Source organism: Autumnicola psychrophila (assembly GCF_031846645.1).
Taxonomy (GTDB): domain Bacteria; phylum Bacteroidota; class Bacteroidia; order Flavobacteriales; family Flavobacteriaceae; genus Autumnicola; species Autumnicola psychrophila.
The window spans coordinates 551,973-570,894 of sequence record NZ_JAVRHN010000001.1; the positions used below are offsets into that span (position 1 = coordinate 551,973).

The window sequence follows — 18,922 nt, forward strand, 5'->3', positions numbered from 1 at the left end:
TATTTATAGAGGCTTTTCCGTTTTATAGATGACCCATAGCATGCTCAAGGACCAGATATTTAATATTTCTTCTGAAGTTGAATTTGAAAGGATTACACTCGAGGTGTTTAAGTTTCAGTATGCCCAAAATAAAGTGTACCGCCAATTTTGCCAATTATTGGGCAAAGACAGCACTTCGGTTAACAGTATAAAAGAAATACCTTTTCTTCCAATTGAATTTTTTAAAACCCACAGCGTACTTTCTTCTGAAAAAGCGCCGGAAATCACCTTTACAAGTAGCGGAACAACCGGAAACACCACCAGCAAACATCATGTGATCGATTTAAAGCTTTATGAGGAAAGTTTTACTGAAGGATTTAAACATTTCTATGGAAATCCTGAAGACCTGGTGATATTTGCCCTTTTACCGTCTTATCTTGAACGGCAGGGTTCTTCGCTGATTTATATGGCAGAAAATCTCATTTCCAGAAGTAAACATGATGAAAGTGGCTTCTACCTCAACGAACTCGGGGAATTAGCCGCAAAACTTACAAAACTTGATCAATCTGGAAAGAAAATCCTGCTCATAGGCGTTTCCTTTGCTCTTTTGGACATGGTGGAAAACTTCAGTTTTAAGCTTCAGAATACAATTATCATGGAAACCGGCGGAATGAAAGGCCGGCGCAAAGAAATGATAAGAAAAGAGCTTCATCATATCCTTGCTAAAGGTTTTGGGGTTGATAAAATCCACAGTGAGTACGGAATGACGGAATTGCTTTCGCAGGCCTACTCTAAAGGATCTGGTGTTTTTGAATGTCCGCCCTGGATGAAGATTTTAATCCGCGATCCTGAAGATGCTCTGGAAATTCTTCCGGAAAACAAAAACGGCGGAATAAATGTAATTGATCTGGCAAACCTTAATTCCTGTTCTTTCCTTGCCACACAAGATCTTGGCAAAAACCTCTCAAAAAACACCACAGAAATTCTGGGAAGATTCGACAATAGTGATATTCGGGGTTGTAATCTTATGGTTTTATAACCTGATTAGCAGCAGACTGTATAAAATAGAAAATATTCAAAAAAAATATTCCTGTAAAGCCTTTTCACTACTGAGATAGAAGAAAAAACAGAAGAAATTTAATTTTTTTATGTAGAATAATGTAATGTAAAGAAGGTTTTTCGACCTAATATATGTGAGAAAGTGAAATAGAATTTCCTCTCTTACAGGTTAGTTGGTTTTTTCATAATAAATTGGTTGGTTAGTTAGTTGCAATCCCTCTGTACACCCCTACGTGACAGAGGGATTTGCATTTTATACCACTCTTATTATGTACGTATTCTTTTTACCCTTATTTAGAATAACATATTTATTGTTGAGAAGATCTGAAGTTGTAATTACATAATCTTCCTTTACTTTTTCTTTATTAACAGAAACAGAATTCTCTTTTAAAGCCCTTCTGGCTTCCCCGTTAGAATTGAGAAAGTCTGTTTTTGCAGCAAGGGCAGCGATCATATCGAGACCAGCTTCAATTTCTGTTCTGGCTATTTCAGCTTGTGGCACTCCTTCAAAAACATCCAGAAAAGTAGCTTCATTTAAACCTTTAAGGTCTTCAGCTGTACTTTTTCCGAACAAAACTTCAGAAGCTTTAACGGCATTGTCGTAATCTTCTTCAGAATGAACCATTATTGTCACCTCTTTGGCCAAAACCCTTTGAAGTTCCCTTTGATGAGGAGCTTCAGTATGTTTGTGAACCAAATCATCAATTTCTTCTTTACTTAAAAAAGTGAAAATCTTTATATACTTTTCAGCATCAGCATCGCTGGTATTTAGCCAATATTGGTAAAATTTATAGGGAGACGTACGCTGCGGATCCAGCCATACATTTCCACCTTCGGTTTTGCCAAATTTCGTCCCGTCGGCTTTTGTTATTAAAGGACAGGTTAAGGCATAGCCTTTTCCGTTCCCAATCCTTCTTATAAGTTCGGTTCCTGTGGTAATATTACCCCACTGGTCACTTCCCCCCATCTGCAAAGTACATTGGTGCTCCCTGAAGAGATGAAGAAAATCGTACCCCTGTACCATTTGATAAGTAAATTCTGTAAAAGACATTCCTTCGGCAGCATCAGAAGACAGCCTTTTCTTTACAGAATCTTTCGCCATCATGTAATTAACAGTAATGTGTTTACCAACATCACGTATAAAAGCCAGGAATGAAAAATCCTTCATCCAGTCATAGTTATTTACCAAAACTGCCGTATTTTCTGCATCCCCTTTAAATTCCAGGAATTTCGATAATTGCGCTTTTAGAGCTTCCTGGTTATGACGTAGCGTTTCCTCATCCAGTAAATTACGCTCTGCAGATTTCCCTGAAGGGTCGCCAATCATCCCGGTAGCACCGCCAACAAGGGCGTAAGGCTTATGTCCACAAAGCTGAAAATGTCTTAACATCATCACGCCTACCAAATGACCTATATGAAGCGAATCTGCGGTAGGATCTATTCCCACATAGGCAGCACGCATTTCTTCCATTAAATGTTCTTCGGTTCCTGGCATTGCGTCATGTAACATTCCGCGCCACGTAAGTTCTTCTACAAAATTTTTGTTCATGGTCTCTAAGTCTTCTAAAAACAGCCGTAAAGATACCATAAACTGTTATTTTTCCTAAGTGGTTTCGCTATATTTACCACATGATTCTAGTAACCGGAGGAACGGGCCTTGTGGGTTCGCATTTACTTTTGGATCTCGCCAGATCGGGAGAGAAAATCCGCGCGATCCATAGAGAAAGCAGTAATCTTGAGACGGTGGAGAAAGTTTTCTCCTATTATGTTTCTTCTGCGGAAGCAAAAAAACTTTTTAATACTATTGAATGGGTTAAGGCGGACATACTGAATATTCCGGCCTTAAAATTGGCATTTTCAGAGGTTGACTTTGTTTACCACTGTGCGGCCCTTATTTCTTTTGATTCGGGCGATGTCAACAAACTCCGACAAATAAATATTACGGGCACAGCAAATGTTGTAAACCTTTGTATTTCGAATTCGGTTAAAAAACTTTGCCATGTAAGTAGTACGGCCAGCCTCGGAAAACCCCTGGTAGGTAATAAAATTACTGAAAAAACCCCCTGGAATCCTGAAGAGAACCATAGCGATTATGCAATTTCAAAATACGGCGCTGAAATTGAAGTTTGGCGCGGAACACAGGAAGGTGTTGACGCGGTAATTGTCAATCCCGGAATAATTATTGGCCCCGGATTCTGGAATGCGGGGTCTGGTCCTATTTTCCGAAAATTAGATAAAGGATTCAATTATTATTTTCCGAAAATCACAGGGTTTGTAGATGTAAAGGATGTAGTGAAAGCCATGCAGCAATTAATGGCTTCAGAAATTAAAAATGAACAGTTTATTCTTGTTTCTGAAAACCGAAATTTTAAATATGTCTTTAAAGAAGCGGCGGCAAGTATTAATAAACCCGCACCCCGAAAGAAATTAAAGAAATGGATGATTTTGCTGGCCTGGATATTTCAGAGCTTTGGAAGTATTTTTGGATTTAAAAAACAGCTTAGCAGAGCTTCCAAAAAATCCCTTTATGACGAGTGGCATTTCAGTAATAAAAAAATAAAGAACGATCTTAGTTTTCAGTTTCAGCCGTTATCAGTAAGTATCAGGGAAACCGGAAAAATTTATTTGAAAGAGTCCTGATTTTACCTTCTTCTATCCTCCCTGGATGAAATAAGGCTGTCCCGGGAAATAAAATTTCTACGCCGTATATCCCGCACATCATTTATAGAATCCTGTCTCCTTATAGAGTCTCTCAATGAATCATTTGGAATAGAGTCCTGTGCTGCAACAGAATCCAGTTTGGAAATAGAATCCTGTATTCGTTCTTCTTCTTGCTGGATAGAATCACGCGCCTCTTTAACACGCTGCAGCCGATCTCTTACACGCTCAAAAATAATCTCATAAGTCGTGAAATTTTCGGTATAATAATCATTGCTGCGCTCCAGCTGCAGGCTGTCTATATCGTGCTTTTCATAAATATACTGGTAAGGTTTTATACCGGCATCTTCAAGCACTGTCTTGTTTAAATTCCTTGCCGATTGCAAAATAGCAAGTTCTGTAAGTACATCTACCATCTTTTCTTCCCCTATCAGGTCATCAGGTTTCTCTGTCCGCTCAATATTTCGGCAGCCAGAAAAAAGAATTACAACAAGAAAAAATAACAGAATGTTTTTCATTTTATCTATCAAACGTTAGACGTTCTGCAACTTTGGAAAAAGGCTGATGTTTAAAGTTTTTATATACCAGGCGACCATTTACAAATGTATGTGTGACCCTGGATTTAAATGTTGTTCCTTCAAAAGGAGACCAACCGCACTTATAAACAGTGTTATCTGGCTGTACAGCCCAGGGAGCGTTTAAATCTACCAGTACAAGATCTGCTTTATATCCTTCCCTTATATACCCCCTATCTTTGATCTGAAAAAGTATAGCGGGATTATGGCACATTTTTTCAACAATTTTTTCCAGACTAATTTTTTCCTGATGATGAAGCTGAAGTAAAGCCGGTAATGCATGCTGTACCAGGGGACCTCCGCTAGGAGCCTTGGTATATACATTTTTCTTCTCTTCCCGGGTGTGGGGAGCATGATCTGTCGCAATAACATCTATATGGTCATCTTTTACTGCCTGTAGGAGTGCCTGCTGATCCTTCTCTGTTTTTACTGCAGGATTCCACTTAATAAAAGTTCCCTTTTTAGCATAATCTGAATCATTAAACCATAGATGGTGTATACAAACTTCAGCAGTGATTTTTTTATCCTTCAGAGGTTTTTTATTACTAAACAGGCTTATTTCTTTTGCTGTGGAAACATGGAATACATGCAATCTTGCCCCTGTTTTCTTAGCCAGTGCAACCGCCCTGGAAGAAGACTTATAACAAGCTTCAGCACTTCTTATTTTAGGGTGCAATTCTATAGGAATATCCTCGCCATAACGTTCCACACATTCCTCAAGATTTTTACGAATAGTCTCTTCATCTTCACAATGCGCTGCTATTAACAGGGGAGACTTCAAAAATATCTGCTCCAGCACTTTTTCATTATCTACCAGCATATTTCCGGTAGAAGAGCCAAGGAACAACTTTAAAGCTGCAGTAGTTTTTGGGTCTATCTTTACAATTTCATCCAGGTTGTCGTTAGTGCCACCAAACATAAAAGAATAATTGGCGTATGAAGATTCTTTTGCCAACTGAAACTTTTCTTCCAGCAACTCTATAGTAGTGGTTTGTGGCAGGGTATTGGGCATTTCGATAAAAGAAGTAATACCCCCTGCAACTGCTGCACGGGAACCCGTTTCAATCGATTCTTTGTGCGTAAGACCCGGCTCTCTAAAATGAACCTGATCATCTATAAGCCCCGGTAAAAGGTAATTCCCTTCTGCATCATAAATAATAACATCGGGAGATTTGGCACTTATACTTTCAGCAATTTCTACTATAATCCCTTCTTCTATAAAAACATCGCCTTCTTTGATCTTACCCTCATTGACAATTCTGGCGTTTTTTATTAAAACCTTTTTCATTATACTTCAACCTTATTAAAAAGACTTTTCATCTTCATATTTATTACCCCAAAAACAGCTTCAGAAATAATCGAGCCGCTCATTTTAGATGTGCCCTTAGTTCTATCTGTAAATATTACCGGCACTTCCACAATCCTATATTTTAACAAATGGGCCTTAAATTTCATTTCAATTTGAAATGCGTAACCCACAAACTGAATCTTATCAAGATTGATATTTTCCAACACTTCCCGTTTATAACAAACGAAACCAGCAGTGGTATCCTGAATATTCATTCCTGTAATAAACCTAACATATCTTGAGGCCAGCCAGGACATTAGTACCCGGTTCATTGGCCAGTTAACAACATTCACACCGGTTATATACCTCGAGCCGATTGCGACATCGGCATTATCCCTCTTACAGGTATTGTACAACCTTATAAGATCATTAGGATTATGGGAAAAATCGGCATCCATCTCGAAAATATAACTATAATGGCGATTCAGGGCCCATTTAAACCCTAAAATATAAGCAGTACCGAGTCCTAATTTCCCCTTCCTTTCTTCCAGAAATAAGGAATCTCCGAACTCTGCCTGCAAGGTACGGACTCTTGCTGCTGTACCATCGGGAGAATTATCATCCACCACCAGAATATGAAATTTGCGTCGCTGGGAAAACACATTCCTAATTATGCGCTCAATATTTTCAATTTCGTTGTAGGTGGGTATAATAATTATCCCTTTTACCATCCCGTAAAATTTTGCACAAATGTAGGCATTTTATGTAATCGTTTCTTTGGATTTACGGTCAAGTTTTTATTTCAATAATCATACATTTGTAAAAAATTCACCACTTGCAGGCAATAGAAAGACAAGCAGATACTTCAGATTGGATTACACTTATCCTTTTGGTCTGTATTCTACTGCTGGCCATCATCAAAATGACATACCCACAGCGGTTTGGAGAGTTTATCTCTCTGCTAAACTCGGGTAAATTTATGATGTTTAAAGGAAAGGAGAACCATGCTTTTCATCCTTTTAACATATTGATGTTCCTGGTTAATATGGGCGCGGTTTCCATTTTTTTGCTTATTCTACTGGATTTCTTTTTTCACGTTGAAAAGGAAGAAGCCATTATTATTTATATACGTATTGCAACCGCCTACGCCAGTTTTGTACTTATAAAGTTGGGCATAGAAAAGATTATCGCAAACGTTTTTTCGCTTGATGAGAAAATAGATTACTACCTCTTTAGGAAACTAGGGTACCGCAACTTTATCTCTCTTTTTGTTCTTCTGGCAGTGATTCTGCTCACCTATTCCTTTACCCCTACCCGCACAATACTTTACGCTATAGCTGGATTTATAATTTTTAGCAATGTTCTGAGCCTCGTTATAATTTACAGACAAAATCAAAATATTATTTCGTCAAACTTGTTTTATTTTATTTTGTACCTTTGCGCTCTCGAAATTGCCCCTTATATTATTTTATACAAGCTGTTTACAAATAACTGGGATTAAATAAAGTAAAGATATATGAAAGTGAAAACAATTTTGATTTCTCAGCCAGAACCAAAAGTCGAGAATTCTCCTTATTTTGAGCTGGAAGAAAAGCAACGAGTAAAAATTGATTTCATTCCCTTTATACATGTTGAAGGTGTATCTTCTAAAGAGGTAAGACAACAAAAAGTAGATCTTACCCAGCATACAGCAATTATCCTGACCAGCAGAAATGCCGTTGATCATTTCTTTAGAATTGCTGAAGAAATGCGTTATAAAGTTCCTGATACCCTAAAATATTTCTGTTTAAGTGAGGCTGTTGCTTACTACCTGCAGAAATACGTCGTTTACAGAAAACGAAAAATTTACGTAGGAAAAAGAACTTTCGCAGAATTGTCTCCTTTAATCAAGAAGTACAAAAATGAGAATTTTTTACTTCCTTCTTCAGATATGTTAAAGCCGGATGTTCCCAAGACTTTGAATAAGCTTGGAGTTAACTGGAAAAAAGCAACTTTCTACAAGACTGTAGTGAGCGATCTTTCCCATTTAAGAGATGTCACTTACGATATTCTTGTTTTCTTTAGCCCTAGCGGAATTAAATCCCTTTTCGAGAATTTTCCTGACTTTAAACAGAATGAGACGCGAATAGCGGTTTTTGGAAACACTACTATTAAGGCCGCAAAAGAACATGGTTTAACAGTAAACATTAAAGCTCCTACCGCAGAAACTCCTTCGATGACGATGGCGTTAGAAAAATATATCGCTCGGATGAATAAAAAATAAATTCTTCTGATGAATAAATAAAATCCGGTACTTCTTTTGAAATACCGGATTTTTTTAACCGTAGCTACGCATAACTTGACATCTTTTTGGCGAGTTATCGAAAACTTTCATTTTCGACCTGTGCTTTATATCTTCACACCTTCTCCCTCTTAAACTTAAAAATGCTTAGCAGCATTAGACCCCAACCAACGATTAAAAGGCTACCTCCAAAAGGAGTGACAAGGGCAATACTCTTAAAATCCAGGGCGGTAAGATTATTTGTCGCGAGTAAATATATAGAACCCGAGAAAAAAATTATCCCAAAAACGAACAGGTAAAAAATGAAATCCCGTAATTTAGGTGTCAGGAAATTATTGGCTCCCAAAAGAAGCAAAAGCAGTGCGTGGTACATCTGATATTTTACAGCCGTTTCAAAAGATTTCATAGAAGCATCCATGAGAAGTGGCTGCAGCCCATGTGTAGCAAAGGCTCCTGTAATTACACCCAGCAATCCAAAACATGTTCCAGCAATCAGGAATTTTTTATCCATACTTAATTATTAGTAAGTTCTTTCCCTCATCAGGCAATAAATTTACCACGGACTGGTTAATCCTTGATAACTGCTGTAAATTTAACTGAATTCTACAAAAGGACGATATAGAACAGCAAGAGGTATTTGCAGATCAATGAAGATTTTATGTAATTATCTCTTATTTATATAAAATCGCACACAGGTTAGCCATTAATAGAGTTCTTTAAACTTTAGCTAACACTTTGACCAAAATTTATTATTTTAGATAATTAATCAAAAGATGCCAAGATGAAAATTGTTGATCAGGATGTTGTTATAGATGGTATAGACAAAACGATCCTCAACGCCCTAATGGAAGATGCAAAAAAACCAATTCTGGAAATTGCACGAGGTATAGGCATAACAGGCGCTGCCGTACACCAAAGACTTAGAAAACTGGAAAAATCGGGGTTAATCGAAGGCTCAAAGCTTATGATAGACCCGCGGATTTTAGGGTATAAAACAATGGCTTTTGTTGGTGTTTATCTGGACAAAGCGGTAAGTAACCCAAAAGCAGTAAACCAGCTTCGGGAGATCACAGAGGTTATAGAATGCCATTATACTACCGGAAACTGGTCTATATTTCTCAAAATTCTCTGTAAAGACAACGAGCATCTTATGCAGGTACTTAACAAAAACATCCAGGGAATTGAAGGAGTTTCCAGAACAGAAACATTTATTTCCCTTAATCAGCAAATAAATCGACAGATTAAGATTTAATATTTGTATTTATTCTAAATAAGAATTAGTTTTGGCTCTACAATGAAGCTACTGTACACTTCCCGACATTTTTCTTCATACCAGTGCGACAAAGGCCGCTGTTTTTATGTTGATTTTAATCATAAAACGGTAAAATTAAGCTTTTGTCAGCTTTTGGCATTTCGGCAGCAGGTGAAAAAAATAAATCCTGAAAATCATTTTAATGGTGAAAACAAAAGCGGCATTGAAATTTTAATGCTTTGCAACAGGGAACATATTTTTATTCTTGACACGCTAGAAATACTAGACCTTCAGGAGCTTGTAAACGGAACTTTCGGAATGCTGGAACTCAACTCCCTTTTAAACACTCCCGTTTAGTGCAATATTACAACCAGATTTAGACTGCTTCTAAATTTCCATCCTATTAGTATTCTCGTCTGCTTTTTCGTATTTTTAATTAAAATACAATATGAAAGATCTTGTAAGACAAAAGCTGAGCATCCATGTAGAAATCATGGACCTTCTAAATAAACAAATAGAAAAAGAAGCACATTCTTCTTCTGCATATCTAGCTATGGCCTCCTGGTGTGATCATAATGCTTTAACTAACAGCGCGAAATTTTTCTACGATCAATCTTTAGAGGAGCGTGAACACATGCTGAAGATTTTCAAATTTATTAATGATAACGGAGGTACTGCCTATTCTCCTGAAGTCCAGGGCATAGTACACGATTATAATTCCCTACAGGAAATTTTTGAAGTAGCTTTGGATCAGGAAATTACCATCACCAAATCCATACACAATATTGTTTATAAATGCCGCAAAGTACAGGATCTCAATACAGAAAATTTTCTACTTTGGTTTGTCACCGAACAGGCCGAAGAGGAGCAAACCATGAGAAGGGCCTTGGAACTTTTTGATTTAATGGGCACTGAAGGTTTAGCATTAAAATTTATTGACGAAAGAATTCCACAGATTCGCGAATAAAAACGAAAAACTTAACACAAAAAAAAGGCTGCCCAAAAGCAGCCTTTTTCATTATAAATTATTTTGTTTTCTTAATCTCTTCCCATATAAATGCTCAGGAAGTAAAGCAGAGTAGCCAAAGAACCTACTGCAGCAACAACATAAGTTCTTGCAGCCCATTTGAGGGAATCTTCTGCCGCCTCATGCTCCTGAGAGCTCAACATATTCTCATTTTCCAACCATACAAGTGCACGCTTGCTCGCATCATATTCTACCGGTAACGTTACAAAGCTAAACAGCGTTCCCATACCAAACATAATTATTCCTATAAGCAAAATAGTACTTCCCAGGGCAGTGGTAGCCATCAACATTAGACCACCAAAGATTACCCATTGTGAAAATCTTGAAGCAATGCTCACTACCGGCACTAACTGGCTTCTCATTTTAAGCCAGCCATAAGCATTTGCATGTTGAACAGCGTGACCACATTCGTGAGCCGCAACTGCAGCCGCTGCTGCATTGCGTTGGGTATATACACCTTCGCTAAGATTTATGGTCTTCTTAGCCGGGTTGTAATGGTCTGTTAGCATCCCCGGTGTTGAAATTACCTTTACATCATGAATGCCATTATCATATAACATCCTTTCGGCAATTTCCTTACCGCTCATCCCGTTCTGCAGATGAACCTTAGAGTACTTTTTAAATTTACTCTTCAATTTATTGCTCACATACATGCTCACAATAAATATCAAACCAGCAATTATATAATATCCAAACATCGTTTTATAATTTTTAAATCTAATCAAAGATAGCAAAAACCTCGCCAATACTTACAGCAGCAGCTCTCTGCCATTCCAAATTTATAAAAGCATTTAATTATTATAAATATTTCCTTCAGAAGTAAGATTCCTTCTATTTATGTTATTTCTCAAAGTAAGATATTATCTATATTTGCATCAATAATTTATACCTTTCACTATGCATTACAAGAGAATACTTCTAAAATTATCGGGAGAAGCTTTAATGGGAGAACGCCAATATGGCATAGATCCTATAAGGCTGGCAGAATATGCCGAAGAAATAAAATCTGTTACCGATAAAGGTATAGAAGTAGCAATAGTAATTGGTGGTGGAAATATATTCAGAGGAGTTGCCGGCGCCAGCAAAGGCATGGACCGCGTACAGGGAGACCATATGGGAATGCTTGCTACTGTTATTAACGGGCTCGCTTTACAAAGCGCTCTTGAAGATGCAGGAATCCAGACAAGGTTGCAATCTGCCATTAAAATTAATGAAGTTGCAGAACCTTTTATCAGAAGAAAAGCAATCCGTCACCTGGAAAAAGGAAGAGTGGTGATTTTCGGTGGAGGAACCGGGAATCCTTACTTCACAACAGATTCCGCAGCAGTTTTAAGAGCAATAGAAATTCATGCCGATATTATCTTAAAAGGAACAAGGGTTGATGGAATTTATACCGCAGACCCTGAAAAGGATAAAAAAGCAACCAAATTTGATTACATTACCTTTGAAGATGTAATTAAAAAAGGCCTGAAAGTGATGGATACCACCGCTTTTACGCTCAGCCACGAAAACGAGCTACCAATAATTGTATTTGATATGAACACTCCCGGAAACCTCATAAAAGTGGCTACGGGTGAAAAAATAGGCACAATAGTTAATTTGTAATTCACCTGAAAGATAAAAGTTTACTAAAAATGGAAGACGAAGTTGATTTTATAATAGATAGTACGAAAGAAGGAATGGACAGAGCCATTGAGCACTTAAAAAAGCAGTTGCTCAATATTCGTGCAGGTAAAGCAAACCCGGCAATGTTAGGCGGAGTCCTTGTAGAATATTACGGTGCAAAAACACCTTTAAACCAGGTTGCAAATGTCTCTACACCAGATGCCCGTACTATTTCTGTTCAGCCTTTTGAAAAGAAACTTATCCCCGAAATAGAAAAAGGGATCATGCAGGCCAATCTTGGGTTTAATCCCATGAACAATGGGGAAAGTGTAATTATAAATGTTCCGCCATTAACAGAGGAACGTCGTACCCAGCTTGTAAAACAGGCAAAAGCCGAAGCCGAGGATGCGAAGATTGGCGTAAGGAACGACCGGAAATCTGCTAACAACGATCTTAAAAAATTAGATATTTCTGAAGATTTGCTGAAAAGTGCTGAAGCAGATGTTCAGGAACTTACTGATAATCACATCACCAAAATTGATGAAATTCTGGTTGTGAAAGAAAAAGAAATTATGACGATATAGCGTTCAAAATTTCTCTTTGACGAAAATTGCCAAATTCAGCCTGCCGCTTTGGGAGACTTAATTTGGCAATTTTTATTTTAGTGGCTACTGTAGATTTATAGTATCTTCAGAAGAAAAAATTTTATATGCACAAATTTCTGATTTTTGCTCTCCCGTTGCTCTCATTGTTCAGCCTTTCAGCTCAAAATGAGGTTTCAGGAAAAATTGTTAATGCAGAAAACGGAGAACCGCTTCCCTTTGCAACCATAAGTTATGGAGATGACCGGAATGTGATGACAAACATTGACGGCTCTTTCGAGATTACTTATAAGGAGGATCAAATTCAGCTAAAAATCACTTATGTAGGCTTTCTTAGCAAGAATGTGGAAATTTCAGATGCTATAAAATACGTTGTGGTGAAAATGCAACCTTCCGTAGAAAATCTCAATCCTGTATTTATTTCTTCCGAAGAAAATACTGCAAACAGTATCATCAAAATGGCAATTGCAGCCAGGGAACAGAATGATCCCGAGCAGGCACTGGAGGCTTTTCAGCATAAAACCTACACTAAATTTCTTATCGACAACCAATCTGACGCTGTAAACCTGGAAACCGACACTACAAATCTCGAGATTGAAACGATTATCAATACTGCCAGAGCCTACCTTTCAGAAAAAATATCAAAAACAGCTTTTCAGAAGAAAATAGGAAGAACAGAAACAATCCTGGGCCTGAAAACTGCAGGTTTTAAAGAGCCGGTTTACGAAATGCTCTCGCTGGAAGCCAATCCTTATTCTTTATACAAAAAGGATTATAAGCTATTCCAGACGGATTATGCAGGACCATTGGCAGATAATGCCCTTAAAAATTACAATTTTAAAATTCTCGACACCACAACTACAGACCATCCGGCTTATGTAATTTACTTTGAACCAAAACGTGAGAAAACAGTCGCAGGCCTGGAGGGAATTTTATACCTGGACGTTTCCAGCTATGCGATACAGCGTGCAAAAGCACAATTATTAGGCGCTATAAAACTGGAGGTAAACCATCATTATAAATATTATGATGAAGCAGGAATCTGGTTTCCGGAAAGACAGACCACCACTATACGTCCCGGCTCGGGAGATAAGGATATTGCTGTTTTTGGGGGAGTGATATCTGTCGGGACATTGCAGCGAAGCGATAATATTATCAACCGGGTTCTTGGCTCTGGAGAGGTGCGCCCAGATGCTGTTCTTTCTTCCAGCTCTACCAATTATGATGTTATTTTTGAAGCGTCCGGGGATTTGGAACGAAATCCCGCAAGTGTAGAAGTTCCCCCCGAAGCTGGTGAACAGCCGGAGTCTTTTTGGGAAACTAACCGGCAGGAGCCTTTTACTTATCGTGATAAAAATGCCGCCCAATATGTGGATAGTATTGTAAAGGCCAATAATGTAGAACGTAGGATTGAGGTGAAACAGGCGCTATCAAATGGCAATTATCCCCTTAGTTTTTGGGATTTTAACATAAGTGCTTTTTATTCTTCCAATGGTCACGAAGGCTGGCGGCTGGGCCTGGGAGGCAGAACCAACGATAGATTATCAGACCGCTTTAATCTTCATGGGTATGGCGCTTATGGGCTAAGGGATAAAAAATTTAAGTATAATATTGGAACCCAAATCTATCTCGACAAATCTTCAGGAACAAACTTGAATATTGATTACACAGATGATATACGGGAATTTGGTGCTTTTCAATACCGCAAAAAGGTAGATTTATTTTCACTCTTCAGACCGCGCTTTGGCAATATTGCCTCTTATTTTAACCATAGAACTTTAAGTACAGGGTTGGAGCACCGTTTCAACGCCTACACGACTTCAGAGTTACTGTTAAGCAATAGCCGCATTTCCATGAACGAGAGTTTTGAATACAGCTATTTGCATAACGGACAACTTTATTCGGAATATGATATTTCCGAAATTACTTTTTCTGTTTTATGGCGGCCGTTTAGCAGATTTCTCCATACTCCTGAAGAAAATGTCCTGCTGGAAAGAGGTTTTCCACGATTAACTGCACAGGTTTCCCAGGCAGTAGAAGGAATTGCCGGTGGGGATTTCACTTTTACACGTGCCGGAATTATGGTGGAGCATGAAATAAGCCAGCTTGACCAGTCCAGGACAGAATTTATTTTTGAAGCTAATTATGCCTTTGGTGATCTTCCGCTTACACATGTTTTTCATACTTCCCCCAACAATGTAAATGAACCAAAAATCCTGAATCGGTTTGCGGTGGCTGGCAGGACCGCTTTCGAAACCATGTATTTTAATGAATTCTTTAGTGACAGGCAGGCCATGTTTCACATAAGACATCAACTACGCCCATTTTACATCACTCGCAGCTTCAAACCTGAGCTTGTCATGTTTTCCGGGTTTGCCATTGGTAATTTTGAAGATATTGACAATCATCCTTTTGCAGAATTTAAAACGCTAAAGCACGGTTATTCTGAAGCCGGTGTGGAGCTAAACAATATTCTCCTCGGATTCGGTCTTAGCGCGGCATATAGATTTGGAGCTTATCACCTCCCGGACTTCAGAGAAAACTTTTCCTTTAAGTTCACTTTTGCATTACCGTTATAGGTTTATACTTTACCGCCTCAAAAAGCAGTAATTAGCTGAGCTTTTTCTAACTTTGCCGTCCTTTAAAAACTCACCATGTCTAAATTATTCAGCTTTGGTTTCTGGAATTCCGTAGCGCGGCTTATTCTGCGAAACAGGCTAATTATAATTTTTATTATTCTCGGGGTTACCGTAGCTCTAGCCACGCAGTGGAAAAACATGCGCTTTTCTTATACTGAAGCCAACCTACTGCCAGATGATCATCCAATAAATCAGGTTTATTATGACTTCCTGGACAAATTTGGAGAAGAAGGAAATTTAATTGTTATTGCTGTTAAGGATTCCTCTTTATTTACTCCGAAAAAATTTGAGGCATGGACAAAACTTAACGACAGCCTGGAAAATTTTCCGGAAGTCGATTACGTACTCTCCCTGGGCAATCTGCAAACACTGGAAAAATTTAACGATCCCAACCGGTTTGAAATGGTTCCTTTTATTGAAGAGGAAAATCCCGGAGAGGAGCAGCTGCAGGATTATGAGGACGAATTGTTCAATAGCCTTCCGTTTTACGAAAACCTGGTTTACAGTGCCAACTCCAATACGGTTCAATCTGCACTATATATTAATAAAGACATTGTCAATTCTGAAGATAGAAAAACTTTTGTTCTTGAAGAACTGACTCCGCTTCTGGAAAAATTTGATGAAGAGTATGATCTGGACATCCGGGTTTCCGGAATGCCTTACATCAGGACGCTCAATTCGCAGAACATCATAGACGAAATAAGTATGTTCCTGCTGGCCGCTTTGCTGGTCACTTCCCTGATCTTCTTTTTCTTCTTTCGTTCTATAAGGGCTACAGTAATTTCCATGATTACCGTTTGTATTGGAGTAATGTGGGCGTTTGGGGTAATTGGTCTTCTCCACTACGAGATCACCATTCTAACTGCGATTATTCCGCCGCTAATCATCGTTATTGGAATACCAAACTGTATTTTCCTGATCAATAAATATCAGCAGGAAATCAAGAAGCATGGAAATCAGGCGAAATCCCTGCAGCGGGTTATTACGAAGGTTGGAAATGCTACCTTAATGACCAATGTGACCACAGCATCAGGATTCGCTACCTTTATCTTAACAGATAGTACATTGTTAAAAGAATTTGGTGTTGTAGCTTCCATAAATATTCTTGCACTTTTTCTCCTCTGCCTGCTGGTAATCCCAATTATCTACAGCTACATGTCTTTGCCGAAAGACAAACACCTTAAGCATTTAAACAAACGCTGGATTGGCGGTTTTGTTGGCTGGATGGAAAACATGGTGAGGCACCGCAGAATTACGATTTATATCGTATCAGTGATATTACTTGCCGCAAGCATCATTGGTATTTACAATATCAAAGTTTCAGGAAGTTTGCTGGAAGATATGCCTCAGGAAGCGGAATTTTTTCAGGATATAAAATTCTTTGAAGAGGAATTTGACGGAATAATGCCTTTGGAAATTTACATTGATACGCAGCGCAAACAGGGTGTCATGAAGCTTTCCACTTTAAAAAGAATGGAAAAGCTGGAAAATTTGATTGCTGAAGTTCCCGAACTTTCACAACCACTTTCCGTAGTCCGTTTGGTAAAATATTCAAAGCAGGCCTACTACAATGGAAATCCAAAGTATTACCAGTTACCGAGTTCGCAAGAACAGAATTTTATCATGCCGTATATACAGGGAATGTCTTCAACAGAAAATCTGCTGGGAACGTATGTAGATTCCACAGGGCAATATGCCCGAATCACGACCTTTATGAAGGACATTGGTACCGAGGAAATGGAGGGAATTGAAGAAGACCTTTGGCCACAAATCAACAAAATATTTCCTGAAGAACGTTATAATGTTTCCCTTACCGGAAAAGCATTAATTTTCCAAAAAGGAACGAATTACCTGGTAAAAAATCTCGTATTGTCGCTTTCACTCGCCATATTTTTAATTGCAATCCTTATGGCCTGGATGTTCAGATCCTTCAGAATGATTCTTATTTCGTTGGTGCCAAACCTGTTACCGCTACTGGTCACGGCAGGAATGATGGGTTTTCTTGGAGTCCCCATAAAACCTTCAACAATTCTTGTTTTCAGCATCGCATTTGGTATCTCTGTAGACGACACCATACACTTCCTGGCAAAATACCGGCAGGAATTAAAGGCCAATAATTGGAAAATTAAGAGATCGGTCTATGCTGCATTAAAAGAAACCGGCGTAAGTATGTTCTACACCTCCATTGTTTTATTTTTCGGTTTTTCAGTGTTTATGATAAGCAGTTTTGGCGGAACAGTGGCCCTTGGCGGTTTGGTTTCTGCAACGTTACTTTTTGCCATGCTCGCCAACCTGTTACTTCTCCCTTCTTTGCTGCTTTCTTTGGAAAAAAGCATTGCCAACAAGGAGATTATGAAAGAACCGGCAATTAATATTGTAGAAAGTTCTGAAGATGATGACGAAATTACCAGGGAGGAGAATAACAACAAATATTAAAAATCAAAGCTTTGCAGGCAACAACGGAAAATTTATCTTTGTTGCCATCTAAATCTAATTAAATGACACAGGCAAAAGTTGCTGAATTACTGGACAGCAATCAGTTTTTACAGGAATTTCAGGTAAAAGGATGGGTACGTTCCTTTAGAAGTAACCGCTTTATTGCGTTAAACGACGGCTCAACAATTAATAACCTCCAGTGCGTTATAGATTTTGAAAATACCGATGAAGACATCCTGAAAAGGATCACTGTTGGCGCCGCCATTGGCGTAAAAGGAACTTTAAAAGAAAGTGCCGGAAGTCAGCAACGCGTAGAAATTGACGTGAACGAAGTTGAGATTTTCGGCGATGCCAACCCCGAAGAAGTAAAACTTACCATACTTTCGCCCAAACGCCACAGTCTTGAAAAACTTCGTGAACAGGCGCATTTGAGAGTACGTACAAACACCTTTGGTGCCGTGATGCGGGTGCGTTCCAAACTGTCTTTTGCGGTACACAGCTACTTCCAGCAGAATAATTTTCATTATGTAAACACGCCAATTATCACCGGAAGCGATGCTGAAGGTGCAGGCGAAATGTTTAAAGTAACCAATTTTGATCTCGAGAATCCGCCGAGAAAGGAAGACGGTTCTATTGATTACAAAAAAGATTTCTTCGGAAAAGAAACCAATTTGACCGTTTCGGGACAGCTGGAAGGAGAAACTTTCGCACTTGGCCTGGGCCAGATTTATACTTTCGGACCTACTTTTAGAGCTGAAAATTCCAATACCTCCCGCCACTTAGCCGAATTCTGGATGATAGAACCGGAAGTGGCTTTTTGCGACCTGGACGGCAATATGGATCTTGCTGAAGATTTTATAAAATATGTATTGAAGTACGTTCTTGAAAACTGCAAGGATGACCTGGAATTTTTGGATCAGCGTCTCTCTAATGAGGACAAAGCAAAACCAAAAGCCGAACGAAGTGAGATGGGCTTGCTGGAGAAACTTCATTTTGTGCTCGATAACAACTTTAAGCGCGTAAGTTATACCGAAGCGATTGATATTTTAAAAGATTCCAAGCCAAACAAAAAGAAGAAATTTAATTATATTATTGAAGAGTGGGGTGCTGACCTACAAAGTGAACACGAGCGTTTTCTAGTAGAAAAACATTTCAAATCCCCGGTAATTTTGTTTGATTATCCGGCCAATATCAAAGCTTTTTACATGCGCCTGAATGAAGACGGCAAAACCGTGAGAGCCATGGATATCCTTTTCCCCGGAATTGGGGAAATCGTAGGTGGTTCACAACGGGAAGAACGCCTGGATGTGCTTCAGGATAAAATGAAGGCTTTGGGAATAGACGAAGAAGAACTTTGGTGGTATCTTGACACCCGGAGATTTGGTACCTGTGTACATAGCGGATTTGGATTAGGTTTTGAACGACTGGTACTGTTCGTAACCGGAATGAGCAATATACGCGACGTAATCCCATTCCCGAGAACGCCTCAAAACGCCGAATTTTAGAAGAAAAGTAAATTTT

At 38.7% G+C, this 18,922-nt stretch carries 18 protein-coding genes; 12 read left to right on the top strand and 6 right to left on the bottom strand.

All coding sequences use genetic code 11. The features are described from left to right. Positions 1–40: 40 nt before the first annotated feature. Positions 41–1,018: a LuxE/PaaK family acyltransferase gene (locus tag RM541_RS02290; protein ID WP_311498604.1), complete on the top strand. Its 978-nt coding sequence runs from the start codon at positions 41–43 to the stop codon at positions 1,016–1,018. Between the two features lie 273 nt (positions 1,019–1,291). Here the strand turns inward: RM541_RS02290 and tyrS are convergent, their stop codons facing one another. Continuing rightward, positions 1,292–2,587 (bottom strand): tyrosine--tRNA ligase, encoded by a 1,296-nt coding sequence (gene tyrS / locus RM541_RS02295; RefSeq protein ID WP_311498605.1) that lies wholly within the window; start codon positions 2,585–2,587, stop codon positions 1,292–1,294. A gap of 80 nt (positions 2,588–2,667) precedes the next feature. On the opposite strand from tyrS, the gene RM541_RS02300 reads away from it, so the two are divergent. Next, entirely contained in the window at positions 2,668–3,678 is a 1,011-nt protein-coding gene (locus RM541_RS02300; protein WP_311498606.1) for an NAD-dependent epimerase/dehydratase family protein, read from the top strand. Positions 3,679–3,680: 2 nt separating this feature from the next. On the opposite strand, the gene RM541_RS02305 is transcribed toward RM541_RS02300, so the two are convergent. From RM541_RS02305 to RM541_RS02315, 3 genes are read right to left on the bottom strand one after another with little or no spacing between them, the layout of a single operon-like run. Further along, complete coding sequence (locus RM541_RS02305; RefSeq protein ID WP_311498607.1) at positions 3,681–4,214, bottom strand: DUF4296 domain-containing protein; 534 nt, start codon at positions 4,212–4,214, stop codon at positions 3,681–3,683. Position 4,215: 1 nt separating this feature from the next. After that, on the bottom strand, positions 4,216–5,559 hold the full coding sequence (locus tag RM541_RS02310; RefSeq protein ID WP_311498608.1) for a dihydroorotase: 1,344 nt from the start codon (positions 5,557–5,559) through the stop codon (positions 4,216–4,218). After that, the gene (locus tag RM541_RS02315; protein WP_311498609.1) at positions 5,559–6,290 is read right to left on the bottom strand and encodes a polyprenol monophosphomannose synthase; all 732 of its coding nucleotides are present in this window, start codon (positions 6,288–6,290) and stop codon (positions 5,559–5,561) included. The genes RM541_RS02310 and RM541_RS02315 overlap by 1 nt, the downstream gene beginning before the upstream one ends. Before the next feature lie 104 nt (positions 6,291–6,394). Here RM541_RS02315 and RM541_RS02320 point away from each other — a divergent pair, with 104 nt between their 5' ends. Both RM541_RS02320 and RM541_RS02325 read left to right on the top strand, forming a co-directional pair. Then, positions 6,395–7,060 carry a DUF4271 domain-containing protein gene (locus RM541_RS02320; RefSeq protein WP_311498610.1) on the top strand — a complete coding sequence of 222 codons (666 nt, stop codon included), beginning with the start codon at positions 6,395–6,397 and terminating at the stop codon, positions 7,058–7,060. A gap of 15 nt (positions 7,061–7,075) precedes the next feature. Further along, a complete protein-coding gene (locus RM541_RS02325; protein ID WP_311498611.1) occupies positions 7,076–7,822 on the top strand; it encodes a uroporphyrinogen-III synthase in 747 nt (248 codons plus the stop codon). A gap of 133 nt (positions 7,823–7,955) precedes the next feature. Here the strand turns inward: RM541_RS02325 and RM541_RS02330 are convergent, their stop codons facing one another. Further along, positions 7,956–8,351 (bottom strand): DUF423 domain-containing protein, encoded by a 396-nt coding sequence (locus RM541_RS02330; protein WP_311498612.1) that lies wholly within the window; start codon positions 8,349–8,351, stop codon positions 7,956–7,958. A gap of 270 nt (positions 8,352–8,621) precedes the next feature. Between RM541_RS02330 and RM541_RS02335 the strand changes: the two genes are divergently transcribed. The 3 genes from RM541_RS02335 to RM541_RS02345 all read left to right on the top strand — a co-directional run bounded on the left by RM541_RS02335 (position 8,622) and on the right by RM541_RS02345 (position 10,059). Further along, a complete protein-coding gene (locus RM541_RS02335; protein WP_311498613.1) occupies positions 8,622–9,092 on the top strand; it encodes an Lrp/AsnC ligand binding domain-containing protein in 471 nt (156 codons plus the stop codon). Between the two features lie 153 nt (positions 9,093–9,245). Beyond that, a complete protein-coding gene (locus tag RM541_RS02340) occupies positions 9,246–9,449 on the top strand; it encodes a hypothetical protein (protein ID WP_311498614.1) in 204 nt (67 codons plus the stop codon). A 91-nt stretch (positions 9,450–9,540) separates the two neighbouring features. Beyond that, on the top strand, positions 9,541–10,059 hold the full coding sequence (locus tag RM541_RS02345; protein ID WP_311498615.1) for a ferritin: 519 nt from the start codon (positions 9,541–9,543) through the stop codon (positions 10,057–10,059). A 71-nt stretch (positions 10,060–10,130) separates the two neighbouring features. Here RM541_RS02345 and RM541_RS02350 read toward each other — a convergent pair whose 3' ends face one another. After that, a complete protein-coding gene (locus RM541_RS02350; RefSeq protein WP_311498616.1) occupies positions 10,131–10,817 on the bottom strand; it encodes a zinc metallopeptidase in 687 nt (228 codons plus the stop codon). Positions 10,818–11,016: 199 nt separating this feature from the next. Here RM541_RS02350 and pyrH point away from each other — a divergent pair, with 199 nt between their 5' ends. The 5 genes from pyrH (at position 11,017) to asnS (ending at position 18,906) form a co-directional block, all read left to right on the top strand. Next, complete coding sequence (gene pyrH / locus RM541_RS02355) at positions 11,017–11,724, top strand: UMP kinase (protein ID WP_311498617.1); 708 nt, start codon at positions 11,017–11,019, stop codon at positions 11,722–11,724. Positions 11,725–11,753: 29 nt separating this feature from the next. Then, the gene (gene frr / locus RM541_RS02360) at positions 11,754–12,308 is read left to right on the top strand and encodes a ribosome recycling factor (RefSeq protein ID WP_311495181.1); all 555 of its coding nucleotides are present in this window, start codon (positions 11,754–11,756) and stop codon (positions 12,306–12,308) included. Between the two features lie 125 nt (positions 12,309–12,433). Then, on the top strand, positions 12,434–14,905 hold the full coding sequence (locus RM541_RS02365) for a DUF5686 family protein (protein ID WP_311498618.1): 2,472 nt from the start codon (positions 12,434–12,436) through the stop codon (positions 14,903–14,905). A gap of 75 nt (positions 14,906–14,980) precedes the next feature. After that, the gene (locus tag RM541_RS02370) at positions 14,981–17,401 is read left to right on the top strand and encodes an efflux RND transporter permease subunit (RefSeq protein WP_311498619.1); all 2,421 of its coding nucleotides are present in this window, start codon (positions 14,981–14,983) and stop codon (positions 17,399–17,401) included. A gap of 62 nt (positions 17,402–17,463) precedes the next feature. Beyond that, the gene (gene asnS / locus RM541_RS02375; protein ID WP_311498620.1) at positions 17,464–18,906 is read left to right on the top strand and encodes an asparagine--tRNA ligase; all 1,443 of its coding nucleotides are present in this window, start codon (positions 17,464–17,466) and stop codon (positions 18,904–18,906) included. Positions 18,907–18,922: the final 16 nt, after the last annotated feature.

Coding starts and splice junctions, on each gene's coding strand:
- RM541_RS02290 (WP_311498604.1), top strand. CDS start 41: ATGCTCAAGGACCAGATATTTAATATTTCTTCTGAAGTTGAATTTGAA.
- tyrS (WP_311498605.1), bottom strand. CDS start 2,587: ATGAACAAAAATTTTGTAGAAGAACTTACGTGGCGCGGAATGTTACAT.
- RM541_RS02300 (WP_311498606.1), top strand. CDS start 2,668: ATGATTCTAGTAACCGGAGGAACGGGCCTTGTGGGTTCGCATTTACTT.
- RM541_RS02305 (WP_311498607.1), bottom strand. CDS start 4,214: ATGAAAAACATTCTGTTATTTTTTCTTGTTGTAATTCTTTTTTCTGGC.
- RM541_RS02310 (WP_311498608.1), bottom strand. CDS start 5,559: ATGAAAAAGGTTTTAATAAAAAACGCCAGAATTGTCAATGAGGGTAAG.
- RM541_RS02315 (WP_311498609.1), bottom strand. CDS start 6,290: ATGGTAAAAGGGATAATTATTATACCCACCTACAACGAAATTGAAAAT.
- RM541_RS02325 (WP_311498611.1), top strand. CDS start 7,076: ATGAAAGTGAAAACAATTTTGATTTCTCAGCCAGAACCAAAAGTCGAG.
- RM541_RS02330 (WP_311498612.1), bottom strand. CDS start 8,351: ATGGATAAAAAATTCCTGATTGCTGGAACATGTTTTGGATTGCTGGGT.
- RM541_RS02335 (WP_311498613.1), top strand. CDS start 8,622: ATGAAAATTGTTGATCAGGATGTTGTTATAGATGGTATAGACAAAACG.
- RM541_RS02345 (WP_311498615.1), top strand. CDS start 9,541: ATGAAAGATCTTGTAAGACAAAAGCTGAGCATCCATGTAGAAATCATG.
- RM541_RS02350 (WP_311498616.1), bottom strand. CDS start 10,817: ATGTTTGGATATTATATAATTGCTGGTTTGATATTTATTGTGAGCATG.
- pyrH (WP_311498617.1), top strand. CDS start 11,017: ATGCATTACAAGAGAATACTTCTAAAATTATCGGGAGAAGCTTTAATG.
- frr (WP_311495181.1), top strand. CDS start 11,754: ATGGAAGACGAAGTTGATTTTATAATAGATAGTACGAAAGAAGGAATG.
- RM541_RS02365 (WP_311498618.1), top strand. CDS start 12,434: ATGCACAAATTTCTGATTTTTGCTCTCCCGTTGCTCTCATTGTTCAGC.
- RM541_RS02370 (WP_311498619.1), top strand. CDS start 14,981: ATGTCTAAATTATTCAGCTTTGGTTTCTGGAATTCCGTAGCGCGGCTT.
- asnS (WP_311498620.1), top strand. CDS start 17,464: ATGACACAGGCAAAAGTTGCTGAATTACTGGACAGCAATCAGTTTTTA.